This window comes from Janthinobacterium foliorum (genome assembly GCF_978021625.1).
The window spans coordinates 540,855-564,977 of record NZ_CDXDQE010000002.1; the positions used below are offsets into that span (position 1 = coordinate 540,855).

A 24,123-nucleotide genomic window follows, 5' to 3' on the forward strand; every position below is an offset into this window, starting at 1 on the left:
TTATAATAGAAAGCAGAAACGACCCATCATGAATGCAGCAAGCGATACCACCAGCACCCTGAACGCCGTCCCGACCAACCCCGCGCCGACCCGCAGCCAGCGCCTGAAAGCCGACACCATGGCCACCCACGACTTGCTGGACCAGCGCATCATGGCCAGCGCGCCGTTCTCCAGCCGCGAGAATTACGCGCGCTTCCTGCAGGCGCAGTACGCGTTTCTGCGCGACGTCGACGCGCTGTACGACAACGCCCAGCTGGCCGCGCTGCTGCCCGACCTGGAACAGCGCCGCCGCTACGACAGCATCGCCGCCGACCTGCGCGACCTGGCCGCCGACCTGCCGGCCGACGCGGCCACGCCGCCATTCGACGCGCAGCTGGACCTGGCCACGGCGCTGGGCTGGCTGTATGTCAGCGAAGGCTCGAAGCTGGGCGCCGCCATCCTGTACAAACTGGCGGGCAAGATCGGCCTGGACGAACACCATGGCGCGCGCCACCTGGCCGGCCATCCGGACGGACGCGCGCGCCACTGGCGCGACTTCACGTCCGTGCTCGATACGGCCATCCTCGACGACGCGGGCGAAGCGCGCGTGATCGACGGCGCGCGCGCCGCGTTCCTGCGCATGCACGGCCACGTGGAGGCTTGCGCCTGATGGAGGAGCCAGTCATCCAGGCCCGCGCGGAAGCGCACACGGCACGCCTGCGCCGCTGGGCGTGGACGGCCGCCGGCATGCTGATGGTGGCGCTGGGCGTGATCGGCGCCATGCTGCCCGTCATGCCGACGACGATCTTCCTGATCCTGGCGCTGGCCTGCTTCAGCCGCGCCTCGCCGCGCCTGGAGCACTGGCTGCTGCACCATCCGCGCTTCGGCGCGCCCCTGCGGCAATGGCGCGAACACCGCGCCGTGTCGCGCCGCGGCAAGGCCATGGCTTGCCTGGGCATGGCCATCGGCTTTGTCGCCATGTGCCTGGGCCACCCGCCCTGGTGGGTCATCGCCATGGTCGGCGCGATGGAAATCGCCGTCATCATCTATCTGCTGCGCCGGCCGAATGGACCGCCACCGGCGGCCAGCGAGCATCCGGCGGCGCCCACGGACTGGCGCCGCCCCCTGACGATCGCCACCGTCTTCGCCATGCATGGCGCCCTGCTGGGCTGGGCCCTGTACCAGCGCGCGCCCGCCGCTCCCGTGCTGGCCATGGTGCCCGCTGCCACGCAGCCGGCCATGCTGCTGTTCCTGCCCGCCGCCGCCCCGCCCCGTCCTGTGGAGCAGAATCTTGCTGAACAGGTCAGCGCGGCCGCCGCGCCATCCGCCGCCATGGCCAAAAAGGCAGCGCCGGCCATCCGCCAATTCGTCCTGCCGCAGCCCGAGGCGGCCCCCATGCCGCCGCAGGCCGAGAGCATCACGGCCATCGCCGAGGTGCGCCATGCGCCCGTCACTCCCGCGCCGGCAGCGGCGCCTTCCGTCGCGGCGGCGCCGCCCTCGCCCGCCCTGCCGCCGGCGCCGCAGGAGCTGCGCAGCGGCGCTTCGAGCTGGGAAGGCAAGGTGCTGGCGCGCATGGAACGCTTCCGCCGCTATCCGACGGCGTCGCGCGCCAGGCAGGAAACAGGCGTGGTGTATCTGCGCTGCCGCATCGACCGCGACGGCCAGGTGCTGGCCGCCGCCGTGGAGCACAGTTCCGGTTCGCCCGCGCTGGACCAGGCCGCGCTGGACACTTTGCAACGCGCCGCGCCGCTGCCGCGCATCCCCAAGGAACGGCCGGATCCGCTCGAATTGTCGATTCCCGTCGAATTTTCTATCGGCTGACGGCCAAACAGCCACTTTTGCTCTTGCAAAACATCCATATAGACATTATTTGCATATTCAAAGCAAGATTCTGTCGTAGGAGTAATAACACGATCGGAGGTATACTACGCAACCGACGTTACAGGCCGGGCGATTTGGCCCGATTTCGCTTCATGTCAACTGCCTGCAACGGTCCAATAAAAAAGGAAACACTGCATGACCACACCACACCGTACGCCGGTGATTCGCATTGATGGCGCGAACAAGACCTTCGCGCTGACCAAGGGCGAACAATTCCACGCGGTCAAATCGGTCACGCTGGAAGTCTATCCCGGTGATATTTTCGGCCTGATCGGCAAGAGCGGCGCCGGCAAATCGACTTTGCTGCGCCTGATTAACCTGCTCGAGCGCCCTGACAGCGGCACCATTACCGTGGCCGGCCGCGAGCTGACCAGCCTTGGCAAGCGCGACTTGCGCGACGCGCGCCAGAATATCGGCATGATTTTCCAGCAATTCAATTTGCTGCAAAACGCCAGCGTCTTCGACAACGTCGCCTTCCCGCTGAAAATCCATGGCACGGCCAAGGGCGAGCAGATCGCCGCGCGGGTCGAGGAATGCCTGGCGCTGGTGGGCCTGTCCGACAAGCTGCACAGCTATCCGGCGCAGCTGTCGGGCGGCCAGAAACAGCGCGTGGCGATCGCCCGCGCCCTGGCCAGCCACCCGGACGTGCTGCTGTGCGATGAGCCGACGTCCGCGCTGGACGCGGAAACCACGCGCGCCCTGCTCGACACCCTGCGCGACATCAATGCGCGCCTGGGCGTGACCATCGTCATCGTCAGCCATGAGCTGTCGGTGCTGGGCGCCATCTGCAACCGCGTGGCCGTCGTGGAAAACGGCGCCATCGCGGAACAATTCGATTTGAGCGACACGGCCACCCCGCGCAAGACGGCGCTGGGACGCGAGCTGGCTTACTACGGCACCGAGGCGTTTGAAGCCACCGCCTGGAAGGATGCAACACATGTTTGAAGAATCGATCAATAACGTCATCAACCTGCTGCCGGAAATCTGGGTGGCGCTGGGCCAGACCATGACGATGCTGGGCATTGGGCTCACTGCCGCCATCCTGATCGGCGGGCCGCTGGGCATCCTGCTGTTCCTCGTCTCGGAAGGCCAGTCGCTGGAAAACCGCCCGCTGTCGATGATCCTCGGCTGGCTGGTGAACACCGTGCGCAGCTTCCCCTTCATCATCCTGCTGGTGGCCCTGACGCCGTTTACGCGCATCATCGCCGGCACCTCGATCGGCCCGCTGGCCGCTGCCGTGCCTTTGTCATTCGCCGCCATTCCCTACCTGGCGCGCCTGGTGGAACAGAACCTGCGCGAAGTGCCGCGCGGCGTGATCGAGGCGGCGCATGCCATGGGCGCCTCGGAAATGCAGATCATCTTCCGCGTGCTGCTGGTGGAGGCGCGCTCCGGCCTGGTGCTGGCCCTGACCGTGCTGTCGATCAGCTTCCTGTCGTATTCGGCCGTGGCCGGCGTGGTGGGCGGCGGCGGCATCGGCGACCTGGCCATCCGCTACGGCTACTACCGCTTCGAGACGGACATCATGGTCGCCACCGTGGCCATCCTGATCGTGCTGGTGCAAACCATCCAGTTCGCCGGCACGCGCATCGCCAAGCGCCTCGACAAACGTTAATCCATATTCAGAACAAGGAAACACATGAACCATATCCGCCGCAACCTGCTCCTGGCCGCCGCCAGCCTGGCCTTCGCCGCCGCTGCCCACGCCAAGGACCCGAAAGAAATCGTTATCGGCACCAGCTCCGGCCCGTATTCGGACCAGCTGAAGCTGGGCATCAAGCCTATCCTGGAAAAACAGGGCTACAAGGTCAAGATCGTGGAATTCAACGACTACGTGCAGCCGAACTACGCGCTGGCCGAAGGCTCGCTGGACGCCAACGTGTTCCAGCACATCGTGTACCTGACCAAGTTCGCCACCGATAACAAGCTGCCATTGAGCCCCCTGATCACCGTGCCGACCACGCCGATCGCCCTGTACAGCAGCAAGCACAAGTCGCTGGCCGAGGTAAAGAACGGCGCCACCATCACCATGCCGAACGACCCGACCAACCAGGCGCGCGCGCTGGTGGTGCTGGCCAAGATGGGCTGGATCAAGCTCAAACCCAACGTCGACCCGCTGCGCGCGTCCGAACGCGACGTGCTGGAAAACCCGAAGAAGCTGAAACTGGTGCCGCTGGAAGCGGCGCAGCTGCCACGCTCGCTGGCCGACGCCGACTACGCTTTCGTCAACGGTAATTTCGCCCTGGCCGCCGGCATGAAACTGACCACCGCCCTGGCCGTGGAAAAGATCTCGGACAGCTACATCAACCTGGTGGCCATCCGCACGGCCGACAAGGGCAAGCCATGGGTCAAGGACCTGGAAGCGGCCTACCGCTCGCGCGCCTTCCTCGACGCGACCAACAAATACCTGGCCGGCTATGAAAAGACGGACTACCAGCTGGCGCTGGAAAAGACGCTGAAAAAATAAGCGCTGCCTGACATATAAAAAAGGACGGCCGGGTTTGCACCTGGCCGTCCTTTTTTTTTCGCCCGCGCTATGCGGGCATCTTCACCACTTAGAAACGGTAGCCCACGCCCACGCCGATCAGCAGCGGATCAACCTTGACTTCGCTGGCCTTGGCGCCGCTGATGAAGACGTCGCTGCGGATCTGCACTTTCTTGATGTCGAAGTTCAGCGACCAGTTCTTGTCGAGCTTGTAGTCGACGCCCGCTTGCAGGGCGAAGCCCCAGCTGTCGTGTTCCAGGCGGCCGGCGCCGTTCAGCAATTTGACGTCGGAAATATTCGTGTAGTTCACGCCGGCACCCACGTAAGGGCTGAACTGTTTTTCCGGCATGAAGTGATATTGCAGCGACAGGGTCGGCGGCAAGTGCTTGAAGGTACCGATATTGTTACCATCGAGCTTGACGTCATGCTTTTGCGGATATGTCAGGATCAGCTCGGCAGCGATATTGGGCGTAAAGAAATACGAGATATCGATTTCAGGAATCGTCTTGCTGCTGACATGCAAACGGTCGGATGCGCCGACGCCGCCGATCGGAGCAGACTTGTCGGCCGGGTCGATGTGCACGGCACGGGCACGGACCAGCCATGGGCCTTCCTGTGCCATGGCGTTACCGGCGAATGCGCCGATGGCGGCCAAGACGATTGCTGCTGCAGTTGCGGACTTTTTCATTCTGGTTCCCTCTTTTTGTCGTTAAGTAACGCTGCGAAGTCTAAGAGTGCAGCGCAACAAAAACTTTGATCCACATCAAATAGGGCCAGATGGCATGAAAGCAGGGATTTTTTCCTTTGCCCAAGTCAAGAAATGCCGCACTGCAAAACTACGCATTGCAGAACTACGCATTGCAGGCCTAACTTAGTGAGGCGAACAAGCCGGCGACCCAGTCGGCAAATACGCGCACGCGCGGCGACAGTTGCCGGTGATGGGGGTACAGCACCGACACGGGCAACGGATCGGGGCGCAGGGGCGCCAGCACTTCGACCAGTTCGCCCGTCGCCAGCGCCTGCTCCAGGTGATAGCGGGGCGCCTGGATCAAACCCATGCCGGCGCGGCAGCAGGCGTGGTACGCATCGGCATTGTTGACGGAAACCGTGCCCGGCAAGGACACGCTGTGGCGCTGGCCGTCCAGCTTGAAATCGAAGGGCCAGACCTTGCCCGTCTGGGCGGAAAAGAAATTCACGGCGCGGTGGCCATCCAGTTCGGCCAGGGTGCGCGGCGTGCCATGCGCGGCCAGGTAGGCGGGACTGGCGCACGTCAGCTGCTCCAGCCGCGCCACGCGGCGCGCCACCATGGACGAATCGCCCAGTTCGCCCACGCGCAGCACGCAGTCGACGCCTTCGCGCACCAGGTCGACGAGGCGGTCGCCCATGCCGATTTCCAGCTCGATCAGCGGATGGCGGGCGCAGAACTGGCCCAGCACGGGCATGACGAAATGCATGGCCAGGGTCGCGTGCAGGTCGACGCGCAGCTTGCCGGCCGGCTGCTGCGCGGCCGATGTAAACACGGATTCCGTTTCTTCCAGGTCGGCCAGCAGGCGCACGCAGCGCTGGTAGTACGCCTCGCCGTCGAGCGTGGGCGTGACTTGCCGCGTGGTCCGCTGCAGCAGGCGCACGCGCAGGCGCGCCTCGAGCTGCTTGATCGCATGCGTGACGGTCGCCTTCGGATAACCGAGGTCATGCGCCGCCTGGGTAAAACTGCGCAACTCGACGATGCGGGTAAAGATGCGCATCGCATCAAACCGGTCCATGCAGCCTCCATTGTTAATACATGCTGCACAGTGTAGCGATCCTGGGCCGGATTTTCCATGCTGTTGCATGATCGGTGAGCAAGTTGCGGGCGACGCAATCATGCACTGCGCCGATATCGCTGCCTGACGGCTTGGTCGCGCGGCATAACATTTCCACTTCGCACAATACAAATGAGAATAGTAATGATTATCATTTGCGATATAATGCAGGATCACATAGCGCATACCTAGGCGCACGGACAGGCATGCGCCCAGGCGTACGCTCGGGCGCTCACAAAAAGGAAGGGGAGACATGGATATATTGAGGGAACTGCGTGAATCGGGATTGAAGGTGACCATCCCCCGCTTGCGGATTCTGCAGCTGTTTCAAGAAGGCACGATCAAGCACCTGAGCGCGGACGATGTGTACAAACTCTTGCTCGCCGAAAAGATCGACGTGGGCCTGGCCACCATTTACCGCGTGCTGATGCAGTTCGCCGAAGCGGGCATTCTGTTTCGCCGGCATTTCGAATCGGGCCACGCCGTCTTCGAGCTGAACGAAGGCCAGCACCACGACCACCTGGTCTGCACGGGCTGCGGCAAGGTCGATGAATTCGTCGATGAAGGCATCGAACTGCGCCAGAACGAAATCGCCGCCGAACGCGGCTTCGTGCTGCACGAGCACGCATTATCGCTGTACGGCACCTGCGCCGACTGCACGGCGAAAAAAGTGCCGCCGCGCAAGGCCTCCTGAGCCGGCACGCAGCGTAGCGCCGGGCGGCCCGCCTGCGCTACACTGCGTGCGCCGCCGCTCGATAAAAGGAAAGCCATGTACATCGGAGAAATCGCCCGCCTGGCGGGCACCTCGCCCAAGGCCTTGCGCCACTATGAAACGCTGGGCCTGCTGGGCGACGTGCGCCGTTCCGGCGCCTACCGCGTCTACACGCAGCAAGACCTGGCGCAGGTAAAACTGATCCGCCAGGCGCAGACGCTGGGTTTTCGGCTGGCCGAACTGCTGCCCATCCTGGCCGGCGACGATACGGACTGGGCCGCCCTGTCGCAGCACATCGCCGCCAAGCGCGCGCAAGTGCAGGACGACATCGCCCGCCTGCGCCAGCTCGACGCGGAATTGGGCGGGATCGACGCGGAAATCCACGACTGCCTGGCGCGCCAGCGCCTGCAAGCGGCGTGACACGGCGCGCTTGACTCTGCCCCCAGGGGCAGGCTTTAGCATGCAGGCTCTTCTTTAGCGGAAAGCCTGCACCATGACCAAGACACCTTCCAAGCGCATATTGATACTCCTCGGCCACCCGTCCGGCGACAGCTTCTGCAGTGCGCTGGCCGACGCCTATGCCGAAGCGGCCCGCGCCCAGGGCCACGCCGTGCGCGAACTGCGCCTGGGCCAGCTGGACTTCGACCCCGTCCTGCATGAAGGCTACCGCCAGGTGCAGCCGCTGGAAGCGGACTTGCTGGCGGCACAGGAAGCCATCCGCTGGGCCGAACACCTGGTCTTCGCCTACCCCATCTGGTGGGGCGGCGCGCCGGCCCTGCTGAAGGGTTTTGTCGACCGCGTCTTCCTGCCCGGCTATGCCTTCAAGTACCGTCCCGGCAAGGCCTTTCCGGCCCAGTTGCTGAAGGGACGCACGGCCCAGCTGCTGGTGACGATGGACACGCCGCCGTGGTATTTCCGCTGGGTTTACCGCATGCCCGGCATCCACCAGCTGCGCAAGACGACCCTGGAATTTTGCGGCATCAAGCCCGTCAGGGTGGCCAGCTTCGGCCCCATGCTCGATTCCACCGAACAGCAGCGCGCGCGCTGGCTGGCGCAGGCCCAGGCGCTGGCACGGCACGTCTGAACAGCTTGCCATGCAGCCATCTTGCATACGGTTTTGACAAGCTGGTAATCAAGCCGTCACATTCGGCGGCTACCATGATGATATTGCCTGTTTGCCAGCCGCCTTGCCGTGGCGACAACAAAGGCGCCGCTCGTCATGTAAAGGTAGCCGCTGTGGAGTTCAACGCTTCTCGATTGCATCTTCCCCGTTATCGCTCGTCCGTGGCGTTTGATCTGTGCATTCCCACGGAATCCGTGCAGGCCGACGCCAGCAACTTCGCCGTGCTGGAACTGTTTACGGAACGCCGCGACATGATGAGCCTGCCCGTCACGGAACAGCAGCGGCCGATCGGCCTGATCAGCCGCAACATCTTCATGTCGCAAATGTCGAAACCCTTCTACCACGAGGTGTATGGGAAGAAGAGCTGCATCGCCTTCATGGACAAGGAACCGCTGATCGTCGATGGGGCCATGAGCATCGAGGACCTCACCTTCCGCGCCGTGGAAGCGGGAGAAAAGGCGCTGGCCGACGGCTTCATCATCACCGAGGATGGCGCGCTGGCCGGCGTCGGATTCGGTTTGCAGCTGATGAATGTGGTGGCCACCATGCAGGCCGAGAAAAACCGGCAGATCATGCACAGCATCGATTACGCCAGCGTGATCCAGCGCGCCCTGCTGCGCACTTCCGATGCGGAGCTGCGCGCCACCCTGCCCGACGCCCACCTGGAGTGGCAGCCGCGCGACGTGGTCGGCGGCGACTTCTACTTTTTCGAACGCCATGCGGGCGGCTGGTTCGCCGCCATCGCCGACTGCACGGGCCACGGCGTGCCAGGCGCCTTCATGACCCTGATCGCCTCGTCGGCCCTGAGCCAGGCGCTGCGCGAACGGGGGCCGCACGACCCAGCCGCCCTGATCGGCGCCGTCAGCCGCGCCATCAAGACCTTGCTGGGGCAGGATGGCAACGCCGACGGCGAAGCGGCGGGCCACGCCGGCTCGAACGACGGCATGGATTGCGCCTTTTTATGCTACGACGAGGCCAGCGCCAGCCTGCGTTTCGCGGGGGCGAAACTGGCCCTGCACGTGGTCGCGCCGGATGCGGACGGCGTGCGCGCCATCGACGGCGCGCGCATGGGCGTGGGCTATGTCGACACGCCGGCCGGCTACTGCTGGCACAACGAGACGCTCGATGCACCAGCCGGCAGCCTGCTGTTCATCACCACCGACGGCCTGCTCGACCAGATCGGCGGCGCGCGCGACATCGCCTACGGCAAGCGGCGCATGCGCGAGCAGCTGCTGGCGCAGCGCGATGCGCCGGCCGGCGCCGTCGCGGCGGCGCTGCTGCTGGACAGCGCCGCGTGGCAAGGCAAGCAGCCGCGCCGCGACGACCTGACCTTTTTCTGTTTCCGCCTGTAGCTGGCGCCTGCAGTTGAACACCACAGCATCCCCTTATCAACAAGAATCCGGTTCACCGGCTAGCCAGGAGCACTGACGTGCTGTACGAAGAATTCAACGAGTTTTGGGACGTGGCGCGCAAGCGCAACATCATCTTTTTTTACGTGGGCTATTTCTCGCAGCACGTGGTCAGCGCCATTTCCGAGACCATCAAGGCGCGCCTCGACACAGCCGGCGCGGCCGGTCCCACGCGGCGGCGCATCTTTTCCTCGTTCATCGAGATGTCGCAAAACATCATGCATTATTCGGCCGACAGCCTGACGCCCGATGCGCAACTGGACCAGCAGATGCGGCGCGGCTCGTTCTGCATCGGCACGCGCGGCGACAGCTTCTTCCTGCTGTGCGCGAACCCCGTCTCGACGGACAACGTGGCGCAGATCCGCGCCCGCCTGGAACCGCTGCACACGATGACGATGGACGAGATCCGCCTGGCCTACAAGAAGGCCCTGCGCGAAGAGGCGCCCGCCGACAGCAAGGGCGCGGGACTGGGTTTCCTCACCATGGCGCGCGACGCCAGCGAACCGCTGGAATTCGAATTCGTCCAGGACCCGCAGGAGCCTGGCCATACCATCTTCTGCATCAAAGCCATCATTTAAAAGAGCCGACTCAGGAAAGCATATGCAATTACCGCCACCACTGTTCATCGCCGCGACCCCCAGCTCGCCCGAAATCGACTTCCGTTTCGAACAGCACGCGCTGTCGATCAAGGGCGAATCGTATCCGGAAAACGCGGCCGCCTTCTACGGCCCGCTGATCGCCGCCGTGCGCGCCTATCTGGAAGGCTGCCGCGACGCCGCCATCACCGTGAATGTCTCGCTGGCCTACTTCAACAGCTCCAGCACGAAGATGCTGTTCACCCTGTTCGATACCCTGAACCAGGCGGCCATTGACGGTAACCAGGTGCGCCTGAACTGGTACCACGACGAGGACGACGACACCATCCTGGAGTTCGGCCAGGAACTGCAGCAGGACTTCACGGCGCTGGATTTCCAGGATCACGCCGTGAGCGGCAATTAAGACATGCGCGCCGCACTCTCCGAAGCCGAACTGGAGCCGGACCTGTTCACCGTGGAAGCGGCGGCGCTGGCTGCCGCGCGCCGCATGCACGCCGACGCCGGCGCAACGGGCGAGGAGCAGCGCCGCGTGCTCGGCGAACTGATCAATCACTATGAACGGCTGATGCGCGAGACGCGGCGCCTGATCGGCCGCAGCGACCGCGCCGAGCGCGACATGCATCTGCTGAACCGGCAACTGCAAACCCTGGCCGGCCAGCTCGAATACCGCGCCACGCACGATCCGCTGACGGGCGCGCTGAACCGGGGCGCCGTGATCGACCACGCCTCGCGCTGCCTGGAGCAGGGCGACATGGCGCTGATCGTGCTCGATATCGACCTGTTCAAGCAAGTCAACGACGATTTCGGCCACCCGGCCGGCGACGGCGTGATCCAGGCCGTGGTCGACTGCCTGAAGGGCTTACTGGGGCAGGAAACGGCCATCGGCCGGGTCGGCGGCGAAGAGTTTTCCGTGGTCTGGCCCACCAGTTCGCGCGACGACGCGGCGAAGGTGGCGCAGCGCATCTGCGACACGGTGGGCCGCCAGCGCCATGCGGCGCCCATCACGCGCGCCATCACCGTCAGCGTGGGCCTGAGCTGGAACCGCGCCGGCACGGCGTTCGAGACGGCCTACAGCCATGCCGACCAGGCCCTGTACCAGGCCAAGCGCGAAGGACGCAATTGCGTGCGCCAATGGCTGGAAAGCTGAAGCCCTAGCGCAGCTGCTCGCGCGCCATGCTGCCATCGCGCCGCATGGCCGCCGCCGCGCGCTGCATGGCCAGCGCCTGCGCTTCAGGAACCTGCCTGTTGCAGGCGAGGTAAGTCTGCACGCGGTTGAAGGTCAGCAGCGGGACCACCTTGTTTTCCCACTCCTTGCCGGCGAACGGCTTGCTGCCCACGGCCATGCCGACGGCCCACAGGTCGATACGCCCCAGCAGCAGCTTTTGCGGATTGAGCCACTCCTGCGTCACGGGCGCCACGCTCATGCCCTGCTGGCGCAGATAGTCGTCGCGCGCATCGCCCAGCACCGTGCCGATGACCAGGCCGCGCGCATCGGCCAGCGTGTGCAGCGCCAGGTGCCGCTCGGCCAGGCCGTACAGCACCCATTCCGCTTCGTTGAGGGGACCGATCCAGCGGAACCGCCCCTCGCGCTCCGGCGTGCGCGAGGTGGAAAAAATGCAGGTATCCGCCTCGCGCAGCGCCTGCGCATACGCGCGCTTCCACGGCAGCAGCTCGATGCTATAGCTGATGCCGGCGCGCGCCATGATCTCGCGCACCTTGCGCGTCTCGCGCCCGACGACAACCTCCCCGTCCATCATGCTCGATGGCGGCAGGTGTTCGCCGACGATGCGCAGGCCCGCCGCCACTGCCGCTGGCGGCACCAGCAACGCCGCTGCCAGCAGCCATGCCATCCCTCGTTGTTTCATGCTTGCTTTCATCTGCCACAGGGTACGGAGTCCGATGTTACCACCGGCCTTGGTTTGCTCATGCCAAATATTGCCAATTAAACCATTGTTTTTCAGCAACGTGGCAACAGGCCAACGCCGGCTGGCGCGCCATGCGGCAGGGAGAGGGGCGGGAAGAAAATAACTGGCGGAAAACAGTAGGAGTCGAACCTACGGGAGAACGTCTGACGCCCTCCACCGGGTTTGAAGCCCGGCCACATCACCGGATGAGTGTGCTTTCCGCGGTGCCTGAGTTAAGTAATCCTCAGAAAAATATTGTGAATCCATGACAGGCAGAACCGGATGCGATGCAAGGCGCCTGCTGCACAGCGCCGGTTATGAAAGTCAGAAAACACAAGCATTTATTGGGGGTTACTTAGCTGCTGGGCAAGGCTGCCGTGTAGGACCACAGCGCTTGCGGGCGTAACAAATGCCCATTGCCAACACGACGAGTATAACCGACGCGGTCAAAAAATTCCAAGATCTGGATTGCCCGCTTGCGCCCCAGGCCGCTTGCGTCGCGGAACGCGGCCGCGCCGACGGCGCCGGAACCGGGCGGCAAGCCCGTTTCCTCTTCCGCCTTGCGCGCCAGGTCACGCACCAGCTGCGCCAGGTCGGCCAGCGCCGCGGGATGGTAAAACAGGTCGTGCACCACCTGACTGATCTGCCCTGCCTTGGCCAGCTTGCGCAGCAGCCGGCGCGCTTCCTCCTCGGCCAGGCCGAAGTCGCGCGCCAGGTCGCGCGTCCACGGCGGATCGAAACGCCCCTGTTCCAGAGCCGCCAGCATGGGCGCGGCCACGGCCTGCTCCTGCGGCGTCAGTTCCACGCTGTGGCTCGGCAAATGCAGGCTGGCGCCGCGCGCCTGCACTGCCCCCTGCGCCAGCAGCCCGTCCAGCAGATGGCTCCACAGGGCGTCTTCCATCTCGGCGTCGACGATGCGTTTCAGGCGCCACAGTTCCGGCCCCGCCTCGTCGGGCGCGCGCGCATGGAAAGCTTCCAGCGCGGCCAGCACTCTTTCTTCCAGGGCGGCCAGCGCGGATGGCGCCAGCAGCAAGGCGTCGTCGCCGCGCAGGGCGATGCGCCGCGTCTCGGGCGGCAGCGCGATGGCGTGCGCCGGCAGCAGCGACAGGCGCACCAGCAAGGACTCGCGCAGACCCAGCGGACTTTGCGCCAGCAGGGCCGCATAGTCGCTCTGCGACACAAACGCGGCCAGCGCGTCGAGCCAGGCCAGCCTTGCAGGACTGCGGCGCTTGCGCGCAGGGCCGAACGGGTCGAGCACCATGCCGCCGCCCACCGTCTGTGTGGCTTGCGCATTGCGCACGACGAAGCGGTCGCCCGGCACCCCGTGCATGGGCGCGTCGAACACCAGCTGCACCCTGCCCGTCTGTCCCGGTTCCAGGGTGTCGCCATCGAGCATGACGGCGCGCGCCAGCTGGTGCGCCGCGCCCAGGTGCACGTGCAGCGGCGACCAGGCTTTCAGCCGCACGCCCGCGTCGGGCAGCAGGGTCAGTTCCACGTCGAGGCGCTCGGAACACTGCGCCAGTGCGGGCGCGACGATCCAGTTGCCCCGTTCGATGCGCTCGCGGGCGATGCCGGCCAGGTTCAGCGCCAGGCGCTGGCCCGCCATGCCCGTATCGGCCGCGCGGTTTTGCGCATGGATGCTGCGCACGCGCGCCTGCGCATCGCCGGGCACCAGCTGCAGGCTGTCGCCCACCCTGGCCGCGCCCGCCAGCGCCGTGCCGGTGACCACCGTGCCCTGCCCCGACAAGGTAAACACGCGGTCCACGCCGAGGCGGAACAGGCGCCGCTCATCGCGCCGCGGCAGGCTGCGCGCCACCTGCGTCAGGTGCGCCAGCAGGGCCGCCACGCCGGGATCGTTGTCCACGCTGGCCGCCGTCGGGAAGATGGGGCTGCCGGCCAGCGGCGTGCCTTGCAGCAGCGCCTCGATATCGGCTTCCACCTGCGCCACGCGGGCCGCGTCGGCGCGGTCGATCTTGGTCAGCGCCACGGCGCCGCGCGTCACGCCCAGCAGCTGCAAGATGGCCAGGTGCTCGTGCGTCTGCGGCATGATGCCATCGTCGGCCGCCACCACCAGCAGGGCGAAGTCGATGCCCGTCACGCCGGAAGCCATGGTGCGGATGAATTTTTCGTGGCCGGGCACGTCGATCACGCCCAGCACCGTGCCGTCAAGCAGCGGCAGGTAGGCGTAGCCCAGTTCGATGGAAATGCCGCGCGCCTGCTCTTCCTTCAGGCGGTCCGTGTGCACGCCCGTCAGCGCGCGCGTGAGGGTCGTCTTGCCATGGTCGATATGGCCTGCGGTACCGACGATCATGCGTTCAGCGCGGCGAGCTGCGCGATGAATGCCGGCTCGTGCGCCGCTTCCAGGCAGCGCAGGTCGAGCCACAGGGCGTCCTGGCCGATGCGTCCGATCACGGGGCACGGCAAGGCGCGCAGGCGCTGTTCCAGCACGCCCAGCGGGTTGCTCAGGCGCGCGCCTGGCGCGCTGCGGATGGCCAGGCCAAAGCTGGGCAGCTGATCGACGGGCAAGGCGCCGCTGCCGATCTGGCTTTTCATGGCTTCGGCCGTCACGGCATACGCTGTGCCCAGCGCCCGCTGCAGCTGCGGCAGCAATGCCTCGGCCTGCGCGCGCATGGCCGCCGCCGGGCGCGTCAGCAGGCGCAGGGTGGTCAGCCGCTCGGCCAGCAAGTCCGGCGCGCGGTACAGCTGCAGCACCGGTTCCAGGGCCGCCAGGGTCAGCTTGCCCACGCGCAGTGCGCGCTTCAGGGGATTGCGCTTGATCTTGGCGATCAGGTCGGCGCGCCCGACGATGACGCCGCACTGCGGGCCGCCCAGCAGTTTATCGCCGCTGAAGGTCACCAGGTCGGCGCCCGCCTCGATGGTTTCGCGCACCGTGGTTTCATGCGGCAAGCCATACCGGGCCAGGTCGACCAGGGTCCCGCTGCCCAGGTCCACGGCCGTGGGAATCGCGTGCTGCGCCGCCAGCGGCACCAGCCCGTCCAGTTCCACGCTCTTGGTAAAACCCGTGATGGCGTAATTGCTGCAGTGGACCTTCATCAGCAAGGCCGTGTATTCGTTGATGCCGTTGGCGTAATCGGCCAGGTGCGTGCGGTTGGTGCTGCCCACTTCGCGCAGCACGGCGCCGGCGCGCGTCATGACATCGGGGATGCGGAAGGCGCCGCCGATTTCCACCAGTTCCCCGCGCGAGACGATCACCTCTTTTCCCTGCGCCAGGGTATTCAACATCAGCAGCACGGCGGCCGCGTTGTTGTTGACGATGGTGGCCGCCTCGGCCCCCGTCAGCTCGCGCAGCAATTCTTCGACCAGGTCGTCGCGGTCGCCCCGCTTGCCCGTTTCCAGGTCGAATTCCAGGTTCATCGGCCACTGCAGGGATTCCACCACGGCTTGCACGGCGGCGTCAGGCAGCAGGGCCCGGCCCAGGTTGGTGTGCAGCACGGTGCCCGTCAGGTTGAAGACGGCGCGCAAATGCGAGCGCGACTGTTCCTGCAGGCGCCCGCCCGCTTGCGCGACGATGGCGGCGATCGATGCGCCCTCCTCGCCGAATTTGGCAAGATCCGCGCCGGCCAGCATGGCGGCGCGCAGTTCGGCCAGCACGGCGCGCGCGCAGGCCAGGGTCTGCACGCGGCCGTATTGCGCGATCAGTTCCAGGCAAGCCGCGTCGCCCAGGATGCGGTCCACCGATGGCAGGCGCACGGTTTGCCCCGTCGTCATGACTGCGGACCCTCGCTATTGTCGCTTTTCCCCAGCCACAGCAGCGGATTGCCGCTGGCGCGCTGGTAGCCCGCCTCGCCCACCAGCAAGTCGAGCATCAGGCTGGCCAGATCGTCGGCCAGCGGTTCCACGTTGTAATCGTGTTCCTGGTTGAAGACCTTGCGGTAGGTGTGGCAATCATCGCAGGTTTCCGCGCGCGCCACCTTCTTGGGATCGTTCGCCTTGTTCGGCAATTTGTCGTCCTTCGCCGTCACCGGGTCGAACGGCTTTGCTCCGGCCGCGTCGAGGCCCTGGTAGGCGATCTTGCCATTCTGTTCGCACGTCGAGCACTTCACGCGCACCATGTGCCATTCGCTTTCGCAGATGCCGCAGTGCAGGTAGCGGTAGCCCTGCGACTGGCCGCCGATGCGGATCACGCTGGCGACGGGGTGCGAGCCGCAGACGGGACACAGGGTGCCCGTTTCCAGGTCCGGCACGCGCGTGGCGCGCAGCTGGCTGGCCGACGTCGACCACAGCACTTGCAGGGCGGCGGCGACGAACGGCGCATGCATGGGATTGAGGTTATCGCCGTTCTCGTCGAGCACGGCATCGGCGCAGGCATCGAGCGCCGCCGCATCAAGCGCGCGCAGCTGCGCCAGCACCTGCGTCAGGCCGCCGGATAGGGCCGGCTGGCTGGCCGCCGTGGCGGCCAGTTCATCGAGCAGGCTGTTGAAAATGTCGCGCCACACGGGCGGACGGGCGCCGTTGACGGGCAGCACCGGCATGCGGTGCGCCATGGCGCGGCGCAGCACTTCGGCGTCGGCCACGGGCACGGCGCCCGGCGCCAGCTTGGCGACGACGGCCGCCTGCGCATCGGCCAGCGCGGCCATCAGCACCAGATAGCCCTGCATGCCCGCATCGACGGGGATGCCCTTGATCTTGCCCTGCGCCAGTTCGCGCAAGCGCAAGGCGCGCGCCGTAAACAGGCTGTCAGGCTGCGGCAGCAGCAGGCGCGGAATCGCGTTATGGTCCAGGCCTTCGATTTCGCCTGGCTGGAGTATGCGTTGTACCAATGGAGTTTTCCCATCAAAAAAAGCACAGCAGGGCCAGCGGGTGTGGCCATGCTGTCAAAGTATTCTAAACGATAAAGAGAAAGGGGCCGATCCTGCGGACCGGCCCCGGCTGTCGCTGGCATGCAAAAAAATTCACCGGCGAAGCATGTCGGCTTACGCAAAACTAAGCCGACCTACCCTGCGGCCTACTTTTCCGTATTGCGCACCACGGCTTCAAACCACTTCGGATGGTGCTTGCGCGCCCAGCCGTAGGTGACGGTGCCGCGCACCATGGCGCCGATCGAGCCCTTGACCCACAGGGCCGCATAGATGTGCACGATGATGGCGCAGATGATGCCGAAGGCACACACGGCATGCAGCAAGGCGGCCGCGCGGATGACGGGGATCGGGAAATAGAACGCGAAATACGCGCGCCAGATCACGATGCCCGACAACAGCAGGCCCAGCATGCATGCCAGCAATGCGAAGAACAGCAGCTTCTGGCCGGCATTGTACTTGCCGATTTTCGGCAGCTTTTCTTCACGGTTGTTGAGCACGTCGTCCATCTGTTTCAGCCACTGCTTGTCGGCGTCCTCGAACTTGTTGTGGTGCCAGAAGCGCACCACGAGGATCGCGAACGAGACAAACATCACCAGGCCGGCAAACGGATGCAAAATACGCGTCCATTGGCCGCCGCCGAACAGGTTGGCCAGCCACGCCATCGAGGGATGGAACATGGCCAGGCCGGACAAGGCCAGCATGACGAAGGTGATGGCGGTAACCCAGTGATTCGTGCGCTCGTTGGGGTTGTAGCGCTGGATCAGCGGATTGCCATCCTTGTCGTACAGCTTGCCATCGTGGAGATCACTGTGCTGTTCATGATGATTCATGCTGATCCTCCTTGATGCGCTTGGCCTCGTCCAGGGCTTCGCGTTCTTCATCCTTGCTCACTTCGTTCGGACCGACACGCGTGTAGTGGAACAGGCCCGCCAGCGCCGTGGCCGCCATGCCGGCGACGGCCAGCGGCTTGGCCCAGCCCTTCCAGAAGCCCACCATCAAGCTGATGCTCGGCTTGTCCGGCAGGTTGGAATACAGGCGCGGCTTGTCGGCATGGTGCAGCACGTACATCACGTGCGTGCCGCCCACGCCCAGCGGATCGTACAGGCCGGCGTTTTCAAAACCGCGCGACTTCAGGTCGACGATGCGTTCTTCCGCATGCACCTTCATGTCTTCCTTGGTGCCGAAGACGATGGCGCCCGTCGGGCAGGTCTTCACGCAGGCAGGTTCCTGGCCCACGGCCACGCGGTCCGAGCAGAGCGTGCACTTGTAGGCGCGGTCGTCCTTTTTCGAAATGCGCGGCACGTCGAAAGGACAGCCGGCGATACAGTAGCCGCAGCCGATGCAGTTTTCCTGGTGGAAATCCACGATGCCGTTCGTGTATTGCACGATGGCACCCGGCGCCGGGCAGGCTTTCAGGCAGCCCGGGTCCTCGCAGTGCATGCAGCCATCCTTGCGGATCAGCCACTCGAGGTTGCCGTCGTTGCTTTCGTGTTCGGCAAAACGCATCACCGTCCACGATTGCGGCGTCAGGTCCGTCGGATTATCGTAGGTGCCATGGTTTTCGCCGACCTCGTCACGCAGGTCGTTCCATTCCATGCACGCCGTCTGGCAAGCCTTGCAGCCGATGCATTTCGATACATCGATCAGCTTGGCCACTGTGCCCGTCACCGGGCTGCGCGCCTGCGGCGGCGTGACCGTGGTGGCGGACAGGCGCCGGATATCTAAGGATTGCAGTGCCATTATCGATCTCCCATCATGCTTTTTCCACCTTCACGAGGAAGGACTTGAATTCCGGTGTCTGCGAATTCGCATCCCCCACGCCCGGTGTCAGGGAGTTGATCAGATACCCCGGCTTGGCCACCCCCGTAAAGCCCCAGTGCAGCGGCAGGCCCACTGTATGCACCTGCTTGCCTTCGATCTTCAAGGCCTTGATGCGCTTGGTGACGACGGCCTTGGCGATGATGTGGCCCCGCTTGGAACTGACCCTGACCTTGCCGCCCGCCACCACGCCGATGCTGGCCGCCAGCTCTTCGCCGATTTCCACGAATTGCTCCGGCTGGATGATGGCATTCAGGCGCGCATGCTTGGTCCAGTAATGGAAGTGCTCGGTCAAGCGGTAGCTGGTGGCCACATGCGGATACTCCTCATGCGTGCCGAACTGCTTGCGGTCGTCGGCGAACACGCGCGCGCCCGGATTGCTGGTCGCCTGCGGGTTTTTCGGATGCATCGGGTTGTAGCCCAGCGGGTTCTCGAACGGCTCGTAATGCTCGGGGAACGGCCCTTCGGCCATGGCGCCACGGGCAAAGAAGCGCGCCACGCCTTCGCCTAGCATGATGAACGGACCCATGCCGTTTTCCGGCGGTTCGTCGACCTTGAAGTCGGGAATGTCGGCGCCCGTCCAGTTCGTGCCATTCCATTCGATGAGCTTGCGGGTCGGATCGAAAGGCTTGCCCTTCACGTCGCACGAGGCGCGGTTGTACAGCACGCGGCGGTTGGCCGGCCATGCCCAGGCCCAGCCCAGGGTCTGGCCGATGCCCGTCGGGTCGCTGTTGTCGCGGCGGCCCATCTGGTTGCCCGCCTGCGTCCAGCTGCCGGCGAAGATCCAGCAGCCGCTGGTGGTCGTGCCATCGTCGCGCAATTGCGCGAACGACGCCAGCTGTTCACCCTTTTTCACCAGCAGCTTGGTCGGATCCTTCGGATCGTACAAGTCGGCCAGCGCCTTGCCGTTGAATTCGCGGGCGATCTCTTCCGGCTGCGGATTATGCGGCTGCGCATAATTCCACGTCAGGTTGACGATCGGGTCCGGGAACTTGCCGCCCTCTTTCTGGTACATGCTGCGCATGCGCAGGAACAGGCCCGACATGATCTCCAGGTCGCTGCGCGCCTGGCCCGGCGGTTCTGCCGCTTGCCAGTGCCACTGCAAGACGCGCGAGGAACTCACCAGCGAACCGCGCTCTTCGGCGAAGCAGCTGGTCGGCAGGCGGAACACTTCCGTCATGATCTTGGTGGGATCGACTTCGTGGAACTCGCCATGCGGACGCCAGAATTCGCCCGTTTCCACGGCCAGCGGGTCCATGATGACGAGGAACTTCAGCTTAGACAGCGCTTCCGTCACCTTCTGCTTGTTCGGCGCGGAAGCGATGACGTTGAAGCCCTGGCAGATATAGCCTGTCATCTTGCCTTGGTGCATGTTCTCGATGGCTTGCATCAAGTCATACGGCTTGTCCAGCTTGGGCAGGTAGTCGTAGGCGTAGTTGTTCTCGGCCGTCGCGGCATTGCCCCACCACGTCTTCATGAAGCTGACGTGGAACTTGCGGTAATTGCTCCAGTAGCTGAGCTGGTTCGGCCGCAGCGGCTTGGTGGCGCGCGCGGCGATATAGGCATCGAAGTCCTGCTCGCCCTCGTTCGGCAGGGTCATATAACCCGGCAACAGGTTCGACATCAGGCCCAGGTCCGTCAAGCCCTGGATGTTCGAGTGGCCGCGCAAGGCGTTCATGCCGCCGCCCGCGATACCCATATTGCCCAGCAACAGCTGCACCATGGCGCCCGTGCGGATGGTTTGCGCACCCGTCGAGTGGTGCGTCCAGCCCAGTGCGTACAGGATGGTGCCGGCGCGTCCCGGCACGGCGGTCGAGGCCAGCGCCTCCGCCACCTTGTGGAACTTGTCGGGCGACACGCCGCACGTGCGCTCGACCATCTCGGTCGTGTAGCGCGCGTAGTGCTTCTTCATCATCTGATAGACGCAGCGCGGGTGCTCCATGGTCGGATCGATCTTGGCATAGCCATCGTCGCCGATCTCGTAATCCCAGGTGGCCTTGTCGGTGTACTTGCCTTTTTCCTTGTCGAAACCCGAGAACAGTCCATCCTCGAACGCATAGTCTTCGCGCACGATGAAGGGCATGTCCGTGTAGTTGCGCACGTACTCATGCTGGATCTTGTCGTTCGTCAGCAGATAATTGATGATCGCGCCGAGGAAGACGATGTCCGTGCCGGTACGCGTGGCGCAGTAGTAATCTGCCACGGATGCGGTACGGGTAAAACGCGGATCGACAACGATCAGCTTGGCCTTGTTATGCGCCTTCGCTTCCGTTACCCATTTGAATCCGCAAGGATGTGCTTCTGCTGCATTGCCGCCCATGACCAAAATCACATCGGCATTCTTGATATCGACCCAATGATTCGTCATCGCGCCACGGCCAAACGTCGGGGCAAGACCTGCCACCGTCGGTCCGTGTCATACACGCGCCTGATTATCAAAGGTCAGCATCCCCATGCTGCGCACTGTCTTGTGGGTCAAATACCCCACCTCGTTGCTGCCGGCGGACGCGGCCAGCATGCCGGTGGAGAGCCAGCGGTTGACGGTCTTGCCGTCGGCATTCTTTTCGATCAGGTTGGCGTCGCGGTCATCCTTCATCAGGCGCGCGATCTTGTCGAGCGCCACATCCCAGGAAATCGGCTGCCATTCCGTGCCGCCCGGTGCGCGGTACTCGGGCACCTTGAGACGGTTCGGGCTGTGGATGAAGTCGACCAGGCTGGCGCCTTTCGGGCACAGGGTGCCGCGGTTCACCGGATGATCGGCATCGCCTTCCACGTGGATGATGCTGGAGACGGCATTTTTCGCTCCATCGCCCAGGCCATACAGCAGGACGCCGCAGCCAACGGAACAGTAAGGACAGGTATTGCGGGTCTCGGTCGTGCGAGCCAGCTTGTATTGCCGTACCTCGGCCATCGCCTGTCCCGGTGCGAAACCGAGCAAGGCGAGGCTGGAGCCAGCAATCGTGGCGCCCGTTACCCGAAGGAACTGGCGCCTGGATATCTGAACCATATCAGACCTCTATGATGTGAGTAAATAAAAAGTCATACAACGTCATGGCGGTGTCATATGCATCACGCATAAACACCATGTCTGCGCCATATGAGACGTATTTTACCCCTCAAACACAGTCAAGGCTCAGTCCGCCGGAATAAATTGCACATAGTCAACATTAATTTAACGATACCGAAGGCTTACTCTAAATGGCAGGGCCGGCTTTCCCGCCCCGCCCCGCTTCGCTGCGGCTGGCAGGCCGGGAGGGCGGCCAGGATGGCAACAGCGACTAGCATGAAAAAACCCGCTCGCAAGCGGGTTCGGATGTCTGCCGAACCGGCAGCGGCATTTACAGGCTGTAGCGCAAGGTCAGCGCCACGTTGCGGGGCGCGCCTGGCAAGCTCAGGTTCGGGCTGGAACCGTGGCCGGAAACGATGTAGCGCGTGTCGCCGATATTATTGACGTTCAGCTGCACTTCATAGCGGCCCGCGCGGTACGCGGCCATGGCGTCGGCCGTCACATAGCCGGGCAGCACCACCGTGTTGCCCGGATTGGCGAAGCGGCTGCCGACGGCATTCGCGCCGCCGCCCACCGTGAAGCCGTGGCCCAGATCTTTCGTCAGCCACAGGTTGGCCGTATTGCGTGACGTCAGGGTGGCGCGCTTGCCTTTCACGGCAACGACACTGGGCGTCGTCGTGCCCGGCGCGTTGACGCTCTTGTCGACGGCGATGGAGTCGGTGATGGTGGCATCCAGATACGCGTAGCCGGCCATCATTTTCCAGCCATCGCGCAAGTCCGCATTGAAAGTCAGTTCCAGGCCGTCCGTGCGCTGCGTGCCGACGGGCACGATGAAGTTGGTGATCGGGTCAATGGTCTTGATATTGTCGCGCTCCAGGCGGAACAGCGACACGGTGGCATTCGCGCGGCCGCCCCACAGGTCGTACTTGGCGCCCACTTCCGTGTTGCGCGTGGTTTCCGGCGCCAGGTCGGCATTGTTGGCGGCCAGGGCGAAGTTTTCGCCGCTGGGCTGGAACGAGCGGCTCCACGACGCGTAATACGATTGCGCCGCGCCCGGTTGCCAGACGAGGCCAGCGCGGGGGCTGTAGGCGGAATCCGTGCGCGACAGGTTGGCGGTGGTGACGCCGGCCGCATTGGCCAGGCGCGACTGCTGCTTGTAGCTGTCATAGCGCAGGCCGGCGAGCGCCTTCCACTCGTCGCTGAAGCTGATGGCATCCTGCACATAGCCGGCAGCCGTGTCATAGGTACCAAAAGTATCGCTGCGCGCGCCCAGCTTGCTGCGATCGACTAACGGCAGCACGGGCTGAAAGATCGATATGGGTTTCTGGAGCAAATTGGCGGCCCAGCTGTTGGCATCCTTGTTCTGCTTGCCGAATTCGGCGCCGTACAGCACTTCGTGGCGCACGGCACCCGTGAGCAGCTTTTGCGTCAGTTCCGTCTGGTTGAACCAGCCGCTTTCGTCGCGGTTGAGCTTGGCGTGGCCCAGCTTCATCGTGCCACTGACCTCGTCGACGTTGCCGGAAATATTCGTGTTGTTGCGGTCCAGGTGGTAGTCGTAATAGCGGAAGGCATTGCGCAGCGACAAGGTATCGCTGAACTTGTGCGTCAGGGTGGCGGCCGTGGAGACCACGCGCGACTGGCTGAAGTCCGCATCGCGGGCATTCGCCGCGCCGTAATACGTGCGCGCGTCGACGGCCACCGGGCGGCCCTGGTAGGACGGGATGCCGAAGTCCGTCAGGCGGCGGTCTTCCAGGTATTCGCCCTGCAGCAGCAGTGTCGTCGCGCCCGACAGGCGGATGCCCACGGAAGGCGCCAGCGCCGTGCGGTTGATGAATTGCTGGTCGCGGTAGCTGTCCGACAATTCGCGCGCGCCCGTGAAGCGCCAGTCCACCGTCTCGCCCACCCTGCCCACGTCCACTTCGCCGCGGCGGCCCGCCGTGTTCGTCAAGCTCAGCGCCACGTCAGTGATATCGATGCCCGGCTTCTTGGTGATGCGGTTCACCAGGCCGCCCGAGGAGCCGCGGCCGTACAGCACGGCGGCCGGACCCTTGATGACTTCCAGGCGCTCGACGTTCGACAGGTCGCGGAAGTACAGGGCATCGTCGCGGAAGCCGTCGACGAACTGGTCGCCGATGGCCGTGAAGCCGCGGATGAAGACCTGGTCGCGCTGGCCGTCGCCCGTGGACAGGCCCACGCCGGGGATGTTTTTCATGACGTCCTGGATCGACATGGCGTGCTGGTCGCGGATGACGGCGGCCGGCACCACGTTGATCGTCTGCGGCACGTCGCGCAGGGCCATTTCCGTCTTGGTGCCGCTGGCGGACGAGCCGGCGACGTAACCATCCTTGTCCTTCGATGCCGTGACGGTCACGGCAGGCAAGCTTTCCTGCGCCCAGGCCGCCAGCGGCATGGCGCCGGCAGTGAGGGCGCCGAGCACGGCGAGTGTTATTGGTGTCAATCCTGGCGTGCGGCGTGGCGGCATACGGTTCCCTGGTGGTTATTAAATACGAATGATTATCATTAGTATTTTATCAGGGCGGCAGGCGAAAAGTAAGGCGGCATGTAAGTGATAGTACTTATCGGCACTCGA

The 24,123-nt window shown here is 64.5% G+C and carries 22 protein-coding genes and 1 tRNA gene; 12 read left to right on the forward strand and 11 right to left on the reverse strand.

Going from position 1 to position 24,123, the window contains the following annotated elements:
* The first annotated feature begins 28 nt into the window (after positions 1 to 28).
* The 5 genes from ACZ92H_RS06790 (at position 29) to ACZ92H_RS06810 (ending at position 4,324) form a co-directional block, all read left to right on the forward strand.
* Positions 29 to 649, forward strand: a complete 621-nt coding sequence (locus ACZ92H_RS06790) for a biliverdin-producing heme oxygenase (protein WP_465048778.1) — start codon at positions 29 to 31, stop codon at positions 647 to 649.
* Positions 649 to 1,800, forward strand: coding sequence for a TonB family protein (locus ACZ92H_RS06795; protein ID WP_465048779.1), 1,152 nt, complete (start codon positions 649 to 651; stop codon positions 1,798 to 1,800). The genes ACZ92H_RS06790 and ACZ92H_RS06795 overlap by 1 nt, the downstream gene beginning before the upstream one ends.
* A gap of 195 nt (positions 1,801 to 1,995) precedes the next feature.
* Positions 1,996 to 2,805 carry a methionine ABC transporter ATP-binding protein gene (locus ACZ92H_RS06800; protein WP_465048780.1) on the forward strand — a complete coding sequence of 270 codons (810 nt, stop codon included), beginning with the start codon at positions 1,996 to 1,998 and terminating at the stop codon, positions 2,803 to 2,805.
* Positions 2,798 to 3,472: a methionine ABC transporter permease gene (locus ACZ92H_RS06805; RefSeq protein WP_035820173.1), complete on the forward strand. Its 675-nt coding sequence runs from the start codon at positions 2,798 to 2,800 to the stop codon at positions 3,470 to 3,472. Before ACZ92H_RS06800 ends, ACZ92H_RS06805 begins: the two co-directional genes overlap by 8 nt.
* Positions 3,473 to 3,496: 24 nt before the next feature.
* Positions 3,497 to 4,324, forward strand: a complete 828-nt coding sequence (locus tag ACZ92H_RS06810) for a MetQ/NlpA family ABC transporter substrate-binding protein (RefSeq protein WP_131372973.1) — start codon at positions 3,497 to 3,499, stop codon at positions 4,322 to 4,324.
* An 88-nt stretch (positions 4,325 to 4,412) separates the two neighbouring features.
* Here ACZ92H_RS06810 and ACZ92H_RS06815 read toward each other — a convergent pair whose 3' ends face one another.
* Together ACZ92H_RS06815 and ACZ92H_RS06820 are read right to left on the reverse strand one after the other, a co-directional pair.
* On the reverse strand, positions 4,413 to 5,030 hold the full coding sequence (locus ACZ92H_RS06815; RefSeq protein WP_131372972.1) for an OmpW/AlkL family protein: 618 nt from the start codon (positions 5,028 to 5,030) through the stop codon (positions 4,413 to 4,415).
* 178 nt (positions 5,031 to 5,208) lie between these two features.
* On the reverse strand, positions 5,209 to 6,105 hold the full coding sequence (locus ACZ92H_RS06820) for a LysR family transcriptional regulator (RefSeq protein ID WP_465048781.1): 897 nt from the start codon (positions 6,103 to 6,105) through the stop codon (positions 5,209 to 5,211).
* A 292-nt stretch (positions 6,106 to 6,397) separates the two neighbouring features.
* On the opposite strand from ACZ92H_RS06820, the gene fur reads away from it, so the two are divergent.
* From fur to ACZ92H_RS06855, 7 genes are all read left to right on the forward strand, one after another.
* The gene (gene fur / locus ACZ92H_RS06825) at positions 6,398 to 6,838 is read left to right on the forward strand and encodes a ferric iron uptake transcriptional regulator (RefSeq protein ID WP_131372970.1); all 441 of its coding nucleotides are present in this window, start codon (positions 6,398 to 6,400) and stop codon (positions 6,836 to 6,838) included.
* A 75-nt stretch (positions 6,839 to 6,913) separates the two neighbouring features.
* Positions 6,914 to 7,276: a MerR family transcriptional regulator gene (locus ACZ92H_RS06830; protein ID WP_465048782.1), complete on the forward strand. Its 363-nt coding sequence runs from the start codon at positions 6,914 to 6,916 to the stop codon at positions 7,274 to 7,276.
* Between the two features lie 73 nt (positions 7,277 to 7,349).
* Complete coding sequence (locus tag ACZ92H_RS06835; protein ID WP_465048783.1) at positions 7,350 to 7,940, forward strand: NAD(P)H-dependent oxidoreductase; 591 nt, start codon at positions 7,350 to 7,352, stop codon at positions 7,938 to 7,940.
* Positions 7,941 to 8,113: 173 nt separating this feature from the next.
* Positions 8,114 to 9,331: a SpoIIE family protein phosphatase gene (locus tag ACZ92H_RS06840; RefSeq protein WP_465048784.1), complete on the forward strand. Its 1,218-nt coding sequence runs from the start codon at positions 8,114 to 8,116 to the stop codon at positions 9,329 to 9,331.
* Between the two features lie 77 nt (positions 9,332 to 9,408).
* Positions 9,409 to 9,966, forward strand: a complete 558-nt coding sequence (locus ACZ92H_RS06845; RefSeq protein WP_131372967.1) for a SiaB family protein kinase — start codon at positions 9,409 to 9,411, stop codon at positions 9,964 to 9,966.
* Between the two features lie 22 nt (positions 9,967 to 9,988).
* The gene (locus ACZ92H_RS06850; protein ID WP_465048785.1) at positions 9,989 to 10,387 is read left to right on the forward strand and encodes a DUF1987 domain-containing protein; all 399 of its coding nucleotides are present in this window, start codon (positions 9,989 to 9,991) and stop codon (positions 10,385 to 10,387) included.
* A 3-nt stretch (positions 10,388 to 10,390) separates the two neighbouring features.
* The gene (locus tag ACZ92H_RS06855; RefSeq protein WP_131372965.1) at positions 10,391 to 11,131 is read left to right on the forward strand and encodes a GGDEF domain-containing protein; all 741 of its coding nucleotides are present in this window, start codon (positions 10,391 to 10,393) and stop codon (positions 11,129 to 11,131) included.
* 4 nt (positions 11,132 to 11,135) lie between these two features.
* Here the strand turns inward: ACZ92H_RS06855 and ACZ92H_RS06860 are convergent, their stop codons facing one another.
* The 9 genes from ACZ92H_RS06860 to ACZ92H_RS06900 form a co-directional block, all read right to left on the reverse strand.
* Entirely contained in the window at positions 11,136 to 11,849 is a 714-nt protein-coding gene (locus ACZ92H_RS06860; RefSeq protein ID WP_131372964.1) for a substrate-binding periplasmic protein, read from the reverse strand.
* 164 nt (positions 11,850 to 12,013) lie between these two features.
* Positions 12,014 to 12,109: transfer RNA gene (locus ACZ92H_RS06865), tRNA-Sec, on the reverse strand.
* Between the two features lie 134 nt (positions 12,110 to 12,243).
* Entirely contained in the window at positions 12,244 to 14,199 is a 1,956-nt protein-coding gene (gene selB / locus ACZ92H_RS06870) for a selenocysteine-specific translation elongation factor (protein WP_465048786.1), read from the reverse strand.
* On the reverse strand, positions 14,196 to 15,617 hold the full coding sequence (selA, locus tag ACZ92H_RS06875; protein WP_465048787.1) for an L-seryl-tRNA(Sec) selenium transferase: 1,422 nt from the start codon (positions 15,615 to 15,617) through the stop codon (positions 14,196 to 14,198). The genes selB and selA overlap by 4 nt, the downstream gene beginning before the upstream one ends.
* On the reverse strand, positions 15,614 to 16,669 hold the full coding sequence (fdhE, locus tag ACZ92H_RS06880; protein WP_465048788.1) for a formate dehydrogenase accessory protein FdhE: 1,056 nt from the start codon (positions 16,667 to 16,669) through the stop codon (positions 15,614 to 15,616). The genes selA and fdhE overlap by 4 nt, the downstream gene beginning before the upstream one ends.
* Before the next feature lie 185 nt (positions 16,670 to 16,854).
* Positions 16,855 to 17,538, reverse strand: coding sequence for a formate dehydrogenase subunit gamma (locus ACZ92H_RS06885; RefSeq protein ID WP_131372960.1), 684 nt, complete (start codon positions 17,536 to 17,538; stop codon positions 16,855 to 16,857).
* Positions 17,525 to 18,448: a formate dehydrogenase subunit beta gene (fdxH, locus tag ACZ92H_RS06890; RefSeq protein ID WP_131372959.1), complete on the reverse strand. Its 924-nt coding sequence runs from the start codon at positions 18,446 to 18,448 to the stop codon at positions 17,525 to 17,527. The genes ACZ92H_RS06885 and fdxH overlap by 14 nt, the downstream gene beginning before the upstream one ends.
* Positions 18,449 to 18,461: 13 nt before the next feature.
* Complete coding sequence (gene fdnG / locus ACZ92H_RS06895) at positions 18,462 to 21,533, reverse strand: formate dehydrogenase-N subunit alpha (RefSeq protein WP_465048789.1); 3,072 nt, start codon at positions 21,531 to 21,533, stop codon at positions 18,462 to 18,464.
* Between the two features lie 331 nt (positions 21,534 to 21,864).
* The gene (locus ACZ92H_RS06900) at positions 21,865 to 24,015 is read right to left on the reverse strand and encodes a TonB-dependent receptor (protein WP_465048790.1); all 2,151 of its coding nucleotides are present in this window, start codon (positions 24,013 to 24,015) and stop codon (positions 21,865 to 21,867) included.
* Between the last annotated feature and the right edge of the window lie 108 nt (positions 24,016 to 24,123).